The 14315-nt window shown below is 44.2% G+C and carries 11 protein-coding genes and 1 other RNA gene; all 12 read left to right on the top strand.

Annotated features, from left to right (window positions below; translation table 11 throughout):
* The first annotated feature begins 24 nt into the window (after window positions 1-24).
* The 12 genes from dnaG to KNL20_RS09615 all read left to right on the top strand — a co-directional run bounded on the left by dnaG (window position 25) and on the right by KNL20_RS09615 (window position 14293).
* The gene (gene dnaG, locus KNL20_RS09670; RefSeq protein ID WP_230397557.1) at window positions 25-1815 is read left to right on the top strand and encodes a DNA primase; all 1791 of its coding nucleotides are present in this window, start codon (window positions 25-27) and stop codon (window positions 1813-1815) included.
* 33 nt (window positions 1816-1848) lie between these two features.
* A complete protein-coding gene (rpoD, locus tag KNL20_RS09665) occupies window positions 1849-2982 on the top strand; it encodes an RNA polymerase sigma factor RpoD (RefSeq protein WP_230397556.1) in 1134 nt (377 codons plus the stop codon).
* Window positions 2983-2994: 12 nt separating this feature from the next.
* The gene (locus KNL20_RS09660) at window positions 2995-3696 is read left to right on the top strand and encodes a tRNA (adenine(22)-N(1))-methyltransferase (RefSeq protein ID WP_230397555.1); all 702 of its coding nucleotides are present in this window, start codon (window positions 2995-2997) and stop codon (window positions 3694-3696) included.
* Window positions 3697-3711: 15 nt separating this feature from the next.
* A complete protein-coding gene (locus KNL20_RS09655) occupies window positions 3712-5379 on the top strand; it encodes a nucleoside kinase (RefSeq protein WP_230397554.1) in 1668 nt (555 codons plus the stop codon).
* A 59-nt stretch (window positions 5380-5438) separates the two neighbouring features.
* An RNA gene (gene rnpB / locus KNL20_RS09650) (RNase P RNA component class A) lies at window positions 5439-5789 on the top strand.
* A gap of 229 nt (window positions 5790-6018) precedes the next feature.
* Window positions 6019-6591 carry a Maf family protein gene (locus KNL20_RS09645; protein WP_230397553.1) on the top strand — a complete coding sequence of 191 codons (573 nt, stop codon included), beginning with the start codon at window positions 6019-6021 and terminating at the stop codon, window positions 6589-6591.
* Between the two features lie 133 nt (window positions 6592-6724).
* Window positions 6725-9004, top strand: a complete 2280-nt coding sequence (locus KNL20_RS09640) for an adenosylcobalamin-dependent ribonucleoside-diphosphate reductase (protein WP_230397552.1) — start codon at window positions 6725-6727, stop codon at window positions 9002-9004.
* An 83-nt stretch (window positions 9005-9087) separates the two neighbouring features.
* Window positions 9088-10008, top strand: a complete 921-nt coding sequence (gene pyrB, locus KNL20_RS09635) for an aspartate carbamoyltransferase (RefSeq protein WP_230397551.1) — start codon at window positions 9088-9090, stop codon at window positions 10006-10008.
* The gene (locus KNL20_RS09630; RefSeq protein WP_230397550.1) at window positions 10002-10439 is read left to right on the top strand and encodes an aspartate carbamoyltransferase regulatory subunit; all 438 of its coding nucleotides are present in this window, start codon (window positions 10002-10004) and stop codon (window positions 10437-10439) included. Before pyrB ends, KNL20_RS09630 begins: the two co-directional genes overlap by 7 nt.
* Window positions 10440-10540: 101 nt before the next feature.
* Complete coding sequence (locus KNL20_RS09625; protein ID WP_230397549.1) at window positions 10541-11857, top strand: bifunctional folylpolyglutamate synthase/dihydrofolate synthase; 1317 nt, start codon at window positions 10541-10543, stop codon at window positions 11855-11857.
* A complete protein-coding gene (gene pheA / locus KNL20_RS09620) occupies window positions 11845-12975 on the top strand; it encodes a prephenate dehydratase (protein ID WP_230397548.1) in 1131 nt (376 codons plus the stop codon). Before KNL20_RS09625 ends, pheA begins: the two co-directional genes overlap by 13 nt.
* A gap of 25 nt (window positions 12976-13000) precedes the next feature.
* Window positions 13001-14293, top strand: a complete 1293-nt coding sequence (locus KNL20_RS09615; RefSeq protein WP_230397547.1) for an ATP-binding protein — start codon at window positions 13001-13003, stop codon at window positions 14291-14293.
* Window positions 14294-14315: the final 22 nt, after the last annotated feature.

Genomic DNA, 14315 nt, shown 5'->3' with positions numbered 1-14315 from the left:
CAAAAGATAGAAAAGAGGGAAGACATGCGTTATTCGGATGACTTGATAGAAGAAATCCGTCTGAAGAATGATATCGTAGATGTAATCGGAGGGTATGTGAAACTTCAGAGAAAAGGAAGTTCTCACTTTGGGCTTTGCCCTTTTCACAATGAAAAGTCACCTTCATTTTCCGTAAGTCCCGATAAGCAGATGTATTATTGCTTTGGCTGTGGTGCCGGCGGGAATGTATTTACTTTTATTATGGAATATGAAAACTTTACTTTCCTGGAGGCCCTTAAAATGTTGGCCGAACGGGCTGGAGTGGATTTGCCCCAGCTGGAGTACTCGAAAGAAGCAAGAGAGCAGGCCGACAAAAAAAATCAGCTGCTGAAGATTAATCGAGAAGCCGCAAAGTATTACTACTTGCAGCTTAAGGGTAAGCAGGGGACGCAGGCGATGAATTACCTCAAAGGACGTGGACTCAGTGATGAAACAATTCAAAAATTTGGCCTGGGATTCTCTGACCGGTTCGGAAATGGTCTGTACCGATATCTGAAGGAGCTGGATTATCCAGATGGAATTCTTCATGAATCCGGACTTTTTAATGCGGATGAAAAGCACGGGATGTACGATAAATTCTGGAACCGTGTTATATTTCCAATTATGGATGTAAACAATAAGGTCATAGGTTTCGGAGGCCGGGTGATGGGTGATGGGAAGCCTAAATACTTGAATTCTCCCGAAACAAAGATTTTTGATAAGAGCAGAAATTTATATGGACTTCATGCGGCGAGATTATCCAGAAAAAAGAATCTTATTATCTGTGAAGGATATATGGATGTAATCTCGATGCACCAGGCAGGCTTCAATCATGCAGTGGCGTCTCTCGGAACAGCGCTTACTTCCCTGCAGGCCAGCCTGATGAAGCGATATACCGATGAGGTTTTAATCATATATGACAGTGACGAAGCAGGCACGAGGGCGGCTTTAAGAGCAATTCCGCTGCTGAAAGGTGTGGGTCTTTCTACAAAAGTGGTAAATCTTAAGCCATACAAAGATCCCGATGAATTTATACAGCATGAAGGACGGGAGGCATTTGAAAAGCGTCTGGAGGCGGCCGAAAACAGTTTCCTGTTTGAATTACGTATGTCAGAACAGGCTTATGATATGGAGGATCCACAGGGGAAGACTGATTTTCTGCACAACGCAGCATCCAGGCTTCTGGGATTTGAGGATGAGATTGAACGGAATAACTATATAGAATCTGTGGCAGGAACTTATGGGATAGAAAGCAGTACCTTGTCGAAGCTTGTCAATAAACTGGCATTGAAGGGAGCTGGAATTCAGGAAATCAGGCAGCCAAAATCCGGAATACACTCCAACAGAGAAAAGGAAAGCGGTATCCAGAAAGCCCAGAAACTGATGTTGACCTGGATTACATCTTACCCGGAGATTATGGAGCAGATTACTGACTACATAGGCCCGCAGGACTTTACAACCGAATTGTATCATAAGGTGGCAGAGATGCTTTTTGAACAGTATCACCGGGGAGAAATCAATCCGGCGAAACTACTTAACCGTTTTGTGGACAGCGAAGAGCAAAAAGAAGTTACTTCACTATTCAATGCTTCGATACCACTGGAAACGGATGCAGAAAGAATTCGGGCGCTCAGTGATGTGATCTGCAACATGAAGGAAAACAGTATCGCATATCGTTCGGCACATCTGAATCCCACGGATATGCAAGGTCTTCAGGATTTGATGCGTGATAAAAAAGCACTGGAAAAGTGGAAGGAAAGCGGAGTAAGGCTGCATATTTCCTTCGACCAAGGATAAAATATAAACAGTATATGGAAGGATGGAACATCTATGGAATTCGATAAAGAGAAATTCTTGGAAAAATTAAAGAGTCTGGAAGATTTGGCAAAAAAGAAAAAGAATGTTCTGGAATATAAGGAAATCAATGATTTTTTCAAGGACATGCCCCTGGATGCGGAACAGATGGACAGTGTGTTTGAATACCTGGACACAAAGAATATCGATGTCCTGCGGATTTCTGAGAATGAGACAGACAGCGATGAGGATCTTCTGCTTCTGCCTGACGATGAAATTAGTCTGGAAGAGGAAGAAGAGGTGGATATGGAAAATATCGATCTTTCCGTTCCGGAGGGCATAAGCATCGAAGATCCGGTACGTATGTATTTGAAGGAAATCGGCAAAGTTCCTCTTTTGACTGCAGATGAAGAGATCAGTCTGGCTCAGAGGATGGAGATGGGTGATGAGGTTGCAAAGAAGCGCCTGGCGGAAGCCAATCTCCGGCTGGTGGTTTCCATAGCAAAGCGATACGTGGGAAGAGGTATGCTGTTCCTGGATCTGATTCAGGAGGGAAACTTAGGATTAATTAAGGCTGTAGAAAAGTTTGATTATCGAAAAGGATATAAGTTTTCAACGTACGCAACCTGGTGGATTCGTCAGGCGATTACCCGGGCGATTGCAGACCAGGCACGTACCATACGTATTCCGGTTCATATGGTGGAGACAATTAATAAACTGATAAGAGTTTCCAGGCAACTGCTTCAGGAGTTAGGCCGGGAACCTGCTCCGGAAGAGATAGCAAAAGAGATGAACATGTCTGTAGACCGTGTCCGGGAAATCTTAAAGATATCCCAGGAACCTGTATCTTTGGAAACTCCGATCGGAGAAGAAGAAGACAGCCATCTGGGTGACTTCATACAGGATGATAACGTGCCGGTACCGGCAGACGCTGCCGCGTTCACCATGCTGAAAGAGCAGCTGGAGGATGTACTGGGAACTCTGACTGAGAGAGAGCAAAAAGTCCTGCGTCTGCGGTTTGGCCTGGATGATGGCCGGGCCAGGACTCTGGAAGAAGTCGGAAAGGAATTTAATGTTACCAGGGAACGTATTCGTCAGATTGAAGCAAAGGCGCTTCGGAAACTTAGACATCCGAGCCGAAGCAGAAAACTGAAAGACTATTTGGATTGATAAGGAAGCAGGATGATGCAGTTATCCAGAAGATTAACAGCCATAGCCTGCATGGTTAAGAAAGGAAACCGGGTGGTAGATGTCGGGTGTGACCACGGATACCTTCCCATCGGGCTGATGGAACAGGGGCGGATTCCCGGAGCCATCGCAATGGATATCAATAAAGGACCGCTGCTTAGGGCTGCGTCTAATATTAAACAGCATGGCCTTTCCCGCTACATAGAAACCCGTTTATCCGATGGGGTTGCAGCGCTTAGTACCGGAGAAGGAGATACGTTGGTGATAGCAGGTATGGGCGGTCCCCTGATGGAGCATATATTAGAAGAGGGAACGGAAGTCCTGAAAAGCATGGAAGAGATTATTCTGGAGCCACAGTCAGAGGCAGGTCATCTGCGCCGGTATCTGCAGGAGAATGGATTCAGTATAGAGGCAGAAGATATGGTTTTTGAGGATGAAAAATACTATCCGATCCTAAAGGTGGTTCACCGCAGGATGGGACTGATGGAGGACGAGGAACTGGAATATGGCCCCTGCCTCCTGAAGGAGCATCATCCTGTATTATATCAATATCTGCAGTATGAACAAAGCGGTGTTGGGAAACTGATTCGGGAACTTGATAAAGTGCAAAGCGAAAAAGCAATCAGGCGTATGGAAGAACTGAAAGATAAATTCAAGTTGACAGAGCGTGCTTTAGCGCATTACAAAAACAAGTAGAAAGAGGTATCATATATGGAGCAGAAAACTTTCCAGGTGACAATAGGTGACATGAAGAAATCATATCCTGCTGGTACAGCTTATGGAGAGATTCTGAAGGAATATGATGAAAAGCAGGAATTGCCCACCCTTCTGGTATTTGCTAACGGAAGGCTGAGGGAGCTTCATAAGACACTGAAGCAGGATTGTGTTCTCGTGCCTGTGAGTATGCGTCACAGTATTGGTCAAAAAGCCTATAAACGCAGTATGACCCTGCTTCTTTTGAAGGCAGTCTATGACGTGGCAGGATCCGAAAATATTGATAAAGTTGTACTGCACTATACAATTGGATCCGGATATTATTACACCGTCAGAGGAAATGTAAAGCTGGATGAAGCCTTTCTTTCACAGGTAAAAGGACGTATGCTGGAACTGGTAGAGCAGAAGATACCGATTATGAAGAGCAGTATCAGTACCAGTGAAGCCCGGGAATTATTCAGAAAACATGGAATGGAAGATAAAGAAAAACTGTTCCGGTATCGACGCAGTTCCAGGGTAAATATCTATCGCCTTGTGGATTTTGAAGATTATTTCTATGGATTTATGGTGTGGCATACCGGATATTTGAAATATTTTGAGCTGTATCCATATGATGAGGGTCTTGTTTTACAGATGCCTGAGTGTGAGAATCCAACAGTGCTTCCGCCTCTTAAATCCTCACCGAAAATCTTTAAAGTGCAGCAGGAGTCGGAACGTTGGGGAGAACGGCTGGGTCTGGATACCGTTGGTGAGCTCAATGACTGTATAAGCAGAGGGGAAATGAAGAAAATTATATTGATTTCAGAGGCTTTGCAGGAAGAACGAATCTCCAAGATTGCAGATCAGATTGCAGAAAGCGGACACGTAAAGTTTGTTATGATTGCAGGTCCCTCATCTTCAGGTAAAACCACATTTTCTCACCGTCTTTCCACGCAGCTTTCTGTCCATGGACTGAAACCGCATCCTATTGCAATGGATAATTTTTATGTGAACCGGGTAGATACACCTAAGGATGAGAATGGTGAATATGATTTTGAATGTGTGGAAGCTATCGATATCGATCTGTTTAACCGGAATATGACTTCTTTGCTGAACGGAGAACGTGTGGAAATGCCCAGATATAATTTTCAAACAGGACAGCGGGAATACAAGGGTGATTTTCTTCAATTGGGAGCAGGTGATATCCTGGTTCTGGAGGGCATACATGGGCTCAATGATAAAGTGAGCAGTATGCTTCCAAAAGAAAGTAAGTTTAAAATTTATATCAGTGCGTTGACCCAGATTAATGTGGACGAACATAACCGTATTCCGACTACAGACGGCAGACTGATTCGCCGCATGGTGCGGGATAACCGAACCAGAGGAGCCAGTGCACAGGATACAATAGCCATGTGGGATTCGGTCAGAAGAGGTGAGATGCGCAACATTTTTCCTTTTCAGGAGGAAGCAGATGTGATGTTTAATTCCGCACTCGTATATGAACTTGCAGTATTAAAACTCTATGCCGAGCCGATTCTGTTCCAGATTCCTGAAGACGCTCCGGAGTATATGGAGGCGAAACGTCTGTTAAAGTTTCTGGATTACTTTGTAGGGGTTCCAAGTGAGGATATCCCCCATAATTCCATTCTCAGAGAATTTGTGGGAAACAGTTGTTTTGATGTATAAGAAAGATTGGCTGTAGACAAAACAGAAGATATATGGTAAGATAAAAAACCGTTGGAATACAAGTAGAGTATGTAATCGCAGCTGACAACTGCCGAAAGGCGTCAGGTGAGGAAAGTCCGGGCTTCGCAGGGCAGGATGCCGGATAACGTCCGGTGGAGGTGACTCCAAGGATAGTGCAACAGAGATATACCGCCTGCCGTGCGGCAGGTAAGGGTGGAAAGGCAGTGTAAGAGACTACCGTCCTACTGGTAACAGAAGGAGCCATGTAAACCCCATCCGAAGCAAGACCGAATAAAAGCTATGTGGCTGCCCGTCACGCTTTTAGGTGGGTCGCTCGAAGCTGCTGGCGACAGCAGCTCTGGATAGATGATTACACACGACATAACCCGGCTTACCGCTCTGCTTGTATTTACAATGTATGGTATGATGAAGATGCCTTAAACACTGTATTCCATCCTTTTTTCGTAAAATATATTCTCCGGTCGGACCGGAAGAATATATTCATGGACATTGGGTGGATTTTTTTATACCAAAGTATGCAAGAAAAGCTGCCAGTGGCAGGTTTTCTGTTTACCAAAGTATGCAAGAAAAGCTGCCAGTGGCAGGTTTTCTGTTTAACAACGTATGAGAGGGATGACTATGGAAAAACTGATATTAGCCTCCGCATCACCAAGGCGCAAGGAACTGCTGGAGCAGGTTGGAATTGCCTGCCGTGTGGTACCAAGCCTTGTTAAGGAAAAGATCACAACAACAATTCCGGAAAATGTGGTTCAGGAATTATCAAGACAAAAGTGCCGGGAGGTGGCGGAACGGCTGAAAGAGGACTGCATAGTGCTCGGAGCAGATACAATCGTATCTGTGAATGGACATATACTGGGAAAACCATCGGATGAATCCAGAGCAGAAGAAATGTTAAGGGAACTACAGGGAAACACGCATCAGGTTTATACAGGGGTCACTCTGATCTGGAGAACCGGCGATGCTATCTTAAAGGAAGATACATTTTACGAAAAGACAGATGTAACTTTTTATCCGATGTCAGATGATGAGATAAAAAAATACGTCGCGAGCAGAGAACCCATGGATAAGGCAGGAGCATATGGAATCCAGGGATTGTCAGCGGTTTTCATTGAAAAAATCTGCGGTGACTATCATACTGTAGTAGGGCTTCCGGTTGCTGCAGTTTATCAGAAACTAAAAGCGAGATATTAAAATCGTCATTCTGCCATATTGAAAGACACCATATATTGTGATAGAATACTAAACGGCTACAAAATATAGTACAACTTTGGGCCAGGTAAATTCGAAAATAAGAACAGTATACGAAAAGAGAGGAATAAGTCACATGGAAGCGGAAGACTGGTTAGGATCGGAGAATCAGCTGGGAATTGATATATGGACAAACAAATACCGGTATGACGGAGAAACGTTTGAACAGTGGATTTCCAGGATCAGCGGAGGCAACGAAGAAATTGCCGGTTATATGAAAGAAAAAAAATTCCTGTTCGGAGGAAGAATTTTATCGAACAGAGGTTTGGAATATAAGGGAAGAAAAATCACCCTGTCAAACTGTTATGTGATTGAGCCTCCAAAGGATGAGATAGAAAGTATCTTTGACTGTGCAAAAAAACTGGCAAGAACATACAGTTATGGCGGCGGATGCGGAATTGATATCTCAGGACTGTCACCAAAGGGAGCGAAAATCAATAATGCGGCAAAGGAAACAACGGGCGCGGTATCCTTTATGGATTTATATTCTCTTGTAACAGATTTAATCGGACAAAACGGCAGAAGAGGGGCACTGATGATTTCACTGGACTGCTCCCATCCGGATGTAGAAGATTTTATCAATATCAAAACAGATTTGAATCGGGTTACCAAGGCCAACATTTCTGTACGGATTTCATCAGAACTTATGCAGGCGGTAAAGAAGAATGAGAAATTCCGCCTGCATTACACCAGAGAAGCGACAGGGGAAACCATCGAGAGATTTGTAGATGCCAGAGAGCTTTTCCGTCATATTGCGGAGACGAATTGGGATTACGCTGAACCTGGCGCTCTGTTTTGGGATCGGGTGAAGGATTGGAATTTGCTCGGCAATACGAAAGAATTTTCATATGCGGGAGTGAATCCCTGCGCAGAGGAACCCCTTCCCGCAGGCGGAAGTTGTCTGTTAGGGAGCATCAATCTCGCAGAATTTGTTCAAAATTCATTTACAGAAAATGCATCTTTTGATTTTACAGGCTTCAAAGCGTGTGTAAAAGCCAGCGTAACTGCGCTGAATGAGGTGTTGGATGAGGGGTTGGAACTGCATCCCCTGCAGGAACAGCAGGAAAGTGTCCGCAGGTGGCGTCAGATCGGTCTTGGGATCATGGGACTCGGCGATATGCTGATCAAGCTGGGAATTACCTATGGAGAAGAAGCGGCTGTGAAGCTTTGTGATAAAATCGGGTTTGCGATGGCAGATACAGCGATTGCCCAGTCTGCTTTATTGGCAAAGGAAGAGGGAGCTTATCCGGGATGCAGTATCGAAGATGTGATAAGTACTTCGTTCTTTCTTCATAATACCACCAAATCCACCCAGGAGATTGTTAAGAAATATGGAATACGCAATTCACAATTACTGACAATCGCTCCCACGGGGACTTTATCCACCATGCTTGGAATTTCCGGAGGTATCGAACCGGTTTTTGCCAATTATTATGAGCGTAAGACAGAATCTCTTCATGGAAAAGATGTATTCTATAAAGTATATACAAAAATTGTCGAGCAATATATGAAGGAACACAAGATTACGGATGACAGCCAGCTGCCGGAGTATTTTGTGACTGCTATGACGTTGGATTACCGTCAGAGAATTGATATGCAGTCCGCCTGGCAGGAGCATATTGATGCCTCCATCAGTTCCACGGTCAATGTTCCAAATGAATTTACTGTGGAAGAGACGGAGAGCCTTTATCTGTATGCCTATGAGAAAGGTCTGAAGGGAATTACCATATTCCGTGACGGATGCAAACGATTAGGAATCCTTACACCCGAAGAAGAGAAGGAAAGTAAAGGGGCTGTGGCGGGAGAAGGCCTGAACCGCGGTGAAATTATCGAAATCAACGATGAAGTCATCGGCAAGAAGAGAAAACTGATTACAGGCTGTGGAAGTCTCCACTGTATCGCGATGTTTGATCCTTATACAGGGGCATTGCTGGAAACCTATCTGAGTAAAGGATCTACCGGAGGATGTAATAATTTTATGATTGGCCTGTCACGGATGATATCCATAAGCGCCAGAGGCGGTATTGATATCTACACGATTATTGATCAATTAAATTCTACGGGTTCCTGTCCTTCTTATACGGTGCGCCGTGCGACCAGGAAGGATACCAGTAAAGGAAGCTGCTGTCCGATGGCTGTGGGGAATGCACTTTTGGATATGTATCATGAGGTTCAGGAAGAACTGCATCAGCATAAAGAAGAAGAAAAACCAAAGACTGTGACTTCTAAAGCACCTAAGCCTAAAGCAGTAAAGAGTGTCTCAAAAAAAATCATATGCCCTGAGTGCGGAGAGTCCCTGCTCTTTGAGGGGGGCTGCACGATTTGTAAAAATTGCGGCTGGAGTAAATGTCTGTAATGAATTTTTAACTTGATATCTGCCTCATTCTGTTATATTATGTAACACAGAGTAAAAATAGAAAGTATACGAGGAGGTAATTTATGCGACATCTGATGAGCCCTTTGGACTTTTCCGTGGAAGAACTGGATCGGTTGATGGACCTTGCCAATGACATTGAAAATAACCCCGAAAAATATGCCCATGCATGTGACGGAAAAAAGATTGCAACCTTATTTTATGAACCAAGTACCAGGACAAGACTCAGCTTTGAATCAGCTATGCTCAATCTTGGAGGTTCTGTGATCGGGTTTGCATCCTCAGACTCCAGTTCAGCTGCTAAGGGAGAGAGTGTGTCCGACACCATTTGCGTGATCAGCTGTTTTGCAGATATCTGTGCAATGCGCCATCCAAAAGAAGGAGCACCCATGGTAGCAGCCTCCAAATCATCGATACCTGTCATCAATGCAGGCGACGGCGGGCATCAGCATCCCACGCAGACGCTTACAGATCTGCTGACAATTCGTTCTTTAAAGAAAAGCCTGAACGGATTGACGATCGGCCTTTGCGGTGATCTGAAATTCGGACGTACGGTTCATTCCCTGATCAGCGCACTGGTTCGTTATACAGATGTCAAATTTGTTCTCATTTCCCCCGAGGAGCTTCAGATTCCGGATTATATACGAGAGGATGTACTGAAGGCGAACCATGTGCAATTTAAAGAAGTTATCCGCCTCGAGGATGCGCTTCCGGAACTGGATATTCTCTATATGACCCGTGTTCAGAAAGAACGTTTCTTTAACGAGGAAGACTATGTGCGCATGAAAGACTTCTATGTATTGGATAAAGCCAAGATGGATCTGGCGAAGGAGGAGATGTACGTTCTCCATCCCCTGCCTCGTGTCAATGAGATTTCGGTAGAGGTAGACAGTGATCCGAGAGCCGCCTATTTCAAACAGGTGCAGTATGGAGTATATGCCCGTATGGCACTGATTCTCACACTTTTGGAGGTGGAAGTATGTTAAATGTCGGACAGATAGCAGAAGGATTTGTATTAGACCATATCAAAGCCGGAAAGGCGATGACGATTTATCATGATTTGAAACTGGACAAGCTGGACTGCACGGTGGCAATTATTAAAAATGCCCGCAGCAATAAACTTGGAAAGAAAGATATTATTAAGGTAGAGTGCCCGGTGGATATGTTAGATCTAGATATACTGGGTTTCATTGACCACAATATTACAGTCAACATTATTGAAGACTGTAAAATTATCGATAAAAAGAAACTGTGTCTGCCCAGGCAAATCGTGAATGTAATAAAATGCAAAAATCCGCGCTGCATTACCTCCATTGAGCAGGAACTGGAGCAGGTATTTATCCTTTCTGATCCGGAAAAAGAAGTTTACCGATGCAAGTACTGCGAAGAGAAGTATAGCGGGAACAGAAATAAATAGCTTTAAACCTGTGAATATAGCCAGCCAGACCCATCAAACCTGGGCTGGCTCTTTTCTTAACAATTATCCAGAGAATACAAAAGAATATCGAGGACGGAAAAGTGAATTACGAAGAAGCCAGAGCCTTTATTGAAGAAAGATCCCGATATGGAGGGGAATTAGGATTGGATGCAATCAGAAAGTTGTTAGATGAGGTTGGGCATCCGGAAAAAAAATTGTTATTTATACATATTGCTGGAACGAACGGCAAGGGATCGGTTCTTGCCCATATCTCCACAGTCCTGGCGCTGGCCGGATACCGGGTGGGCAGATATATATCTCCGACTATTTACAGCTACCAGGAGCGGATACAGGTGAATGGAGTGCCAATCAACAGGGAAGATTTTACCAGGCTTGCTGAGGGTTTAAAGGTGTGCACAGATCATATGGAGAGATCCGGTTTACGGAAACCGTCACCTTTTGAGCTGGAAACAGTATTGGGTTTCTTATATTTTAAGGAACAAGGATGCGATTATGTGGTGCTGGAATGTGGACTTGGCGGTTTGCATGATGCTACGAATGTGATTCCGATTGAGAACAAGAAGCTGGCTGTGCTGACTTCAATCAGTATGGATCATATGGAATATCTGGGAGATACTCTGGAGAAGATAACTTTACAGAAAGCGGGGATCATCGGGCCGGGGGTACCTGTTGTGTCAGCTCCGCAAAAGCCTGAAGCAGGAGCCGCTCTTCACAACTACTGTGATCGGAATGGGTATGAGCTGAAAGAGGCGAATCTTTCTGAAGCAAGGTTAACAAAGCGTACGCTGGAAGGGCAGAGTTTCCGATATGATGGACAGGAGATCAGTATTTTACTGGCTGGAGAGCCTCAGATTGAGAATGCAGTTACTGCTTATGAAGCACTGCAGATGATGATCCGCCATGGACTGAAGCTGACAAATTCGCAGATTGTAGATGGAATGGCTGCAACCAGATGGGATGGGAGGTTTACCAGGATTTCTGAAAATCCTGACATCTTTGTGGATGGAGCACATAATCCGGATGCGGCCGAAAAACTGCGGATGTCTATTGGGGAATATCTGGCCGGCAGAAGACTGGTTTTTATTAATGGCATGTTTTCTGATAAAGATTATGATGCGGTGGCCCGAATCACGGCCCCTCTCGCGGAACAGATCTTTACAATTGCAACACCGGGTAATGCAAGGGCACTTTCACCGGAAAAACTGGCCGGGACCATAAGTAAATATAACACAAGGGTTTTGCCCTGTGCCACAATAGGTGAAGCGGTGGATGCCGCAAGGCTTGCAGCAGGAAAGGATGGGGCGATTGTCTGTTTTGGCTCCCTGTCATTTATAGGAGAATTGACGGCCATTGTTCAGGGTGAAAGGAATCAGGAGGAATTTTTATGCCGGACTTAGGAAAAATAAGAAACGAAATAGATATTATTGATAATCAGATTTTGGAATTGTTCGAACGGCGGATGAAACTGACCGAAGAGGTGGCGCAGTTTAAAATAGAGACAGGCAAACAAATATTTGACCAGGAAAGAGAAATCTTTAAGCTTCAGAAACTGGAAGATTCCGCGGGCAATCCGTTTAATGCCAGGGGAATACAGGAGATTTTCCGGCAGATGATGTCCATCAGCAGGAAGCGGCAATACCAGCTGTTGACAGAAAATCATGTGGAACAGCCTGTGGATTATGTTCAGGTGGATAAACTTCCTATTGAAGGGGCCAGAGTAATATTTCAGGGAATCGAGGGAGCTTATACCTTTGAGGCCATGCAGGTATTTTTTGGCCGGGATATACAAAGTTCCCATGTGGAGACTTGGAAGGAGGCCATGGAATTGGTTGCTGAGGGGCAGGCGGACTATGCTGTCCTGCCTATAGAAAATTCCACGGCGGGCGTAGTTTTTGATATCTATGATCTGATGGCCGAATATCCCAATTATATAGTGGGTGAGCAGATTATCAGAATCGAGCATCAGCTGTTGGGAGTACCCAGTGCAGAAATATCAGATATTCATACGGTATATTCCCATCCGCAGGGATTGGCTCAGTGTAAGCGGTATCTGGAGCAATACCCGGACTGGGAGCAGAAAAAAGTATTAAATACCGCAATTGCCGCAAAGAAAGTGGCTGAAGATGGTGACAGAAGCCAGGCAGCCATCGCGAGCCGGACAGCGGCCCAATATTTTGGCCTGAAGGTTCTGGACAATCAGGGGTTGTCCACGGACACGAATTCTACTCGCTTTATCGTTATATCGAATCAGAAGAGGTTTGTTAAAAAGGCCGGAAAAATCAGTATCTATTTTGAACTGCCCCATGAGAGTGGTTCCCTGTATAATATGTTATCACATGTTATTTACAACAATTTGAACATGACCAAAATAGAATCACGCCCCATCGAGGGACGAAACTGGGAATACCGCTTTTTCATCGACTTTGAAGGCAATTTGAGCGATGCTGCGGTCAAAAATGCATTGCGGGGCATTGATGCGGAAGCCAGTTATCTGCGGATTCTGGGAAATTACTGAGATATGTAAAAGAAAGAAGGCCTATATGACAAGAATTGAGGAATGTATCCTATATCGGGATTTTGAACAACAGCAGCTGTTACAGGATATCACAGAGTTGATGGACAGCTATAAGTCAGGCAAACTGGATGCAGATGACAGGAAAAAATTCTATGCTTGTCTGAATCAGCTTGTTGAGATGGCGAATGCTTATGGTTTTTCGGGAAATCTCTGGCATGATTATCTGACTTTTTTGCTGGTAAATAAGGAAAATGCTTTCTCTACTTCCTGCGAAATTGTTGGAAAAGTTGAAGGAAGCATCAACCAGATGGCAAAGCATGACTTTGTACGTTTTAAGGAATTGTTTGATTTTGATATCGAGGTATTTGATGAGGCATTTGATTCGGGGGACTGTAAAATCATCTGTGATTACCAGAATTCATATTTATCTAAAAAATTGTTTAATCATAGAATCCGCAGCCGTATCATGGAGTTGAGTGAGAAGCTTTCAGCTGCCCGGGATGCGGACGAGTTTATGGAACTGATGATTCAATTTTATAAAGATTTTGGAGTCGGAAAACTGGGTCTCCACAAAGCATTCCGGATTGATTACGAAGGCGCCAAGGCCAGGATTGTGCCGATAACGAATATTGCCCATGTGCATCTGGATGATCTGGTAGGATATGAGATTGCTAAGAAAAAACTGATTGATAACACAGAGGCATTTGTAAAAGGGAAAAAGGCGAATAACTGTCTGCTGTTTGGCGATGCCGGAACAGGAAAATCCTCAAGCATTAAAGGAATCTTAAATCAATATTATGACCAGGGACTCAGGATTATAGAGGTTTATAAACATCAGTTTAAAGATCTTAACTGGCTGATTACACAGATTAAAAACAGAAATTACAAATTTATTATATACATGGATGACCTTTCTTTTGAGGAGTTTGAAACAGAATATAAATATTTAAAGGCAGTAATTGAAGGCGGTCTTGAAAAAAAACCGGAAAATATCCTGATTTATGCTACCTCTAACAGAAGGCATCTGATTAAGGAAACCTCGGAGGATAAGGGTGGGATACGACAAGATATGCATACCTCTGATACGGTGCAGGAAAAGCTTTCCCTGGCATATCGGTTTGGTGTTACAATATACTTTGAATCTCCGGACAAAAGGGAATTCCAGGAGATTGTAAAGTCCCTGGCAGAACGTTACGGGATTAAACTGGATGAGGAAGCACTTTTGCTGGAAGCAAACAAATGGGAGCTGCAGCACGGCGGACTGTCCGGGCGAACGGCGCAGCAGTTCATCGATTATCTTTTGGGAAAACAGGAATAACTCTTTGCAAAAGGAACTGCCG

It is taken from the genome of Novisyntrophococcus fermenticellae, assembly GCF_018866245.1.
GTDB lineage: Bacteria > Bacillota > Clostridia > Lachnospirales > Lachnospiraceae > Novisyntrophococcus > Novisyntrophococcus fermenticellae.
The sequence above is the reverse complement of the archived record's forward strand: the minus strand, read 5'-3'. Positions and strand labels throughout refer to the sequence as shown.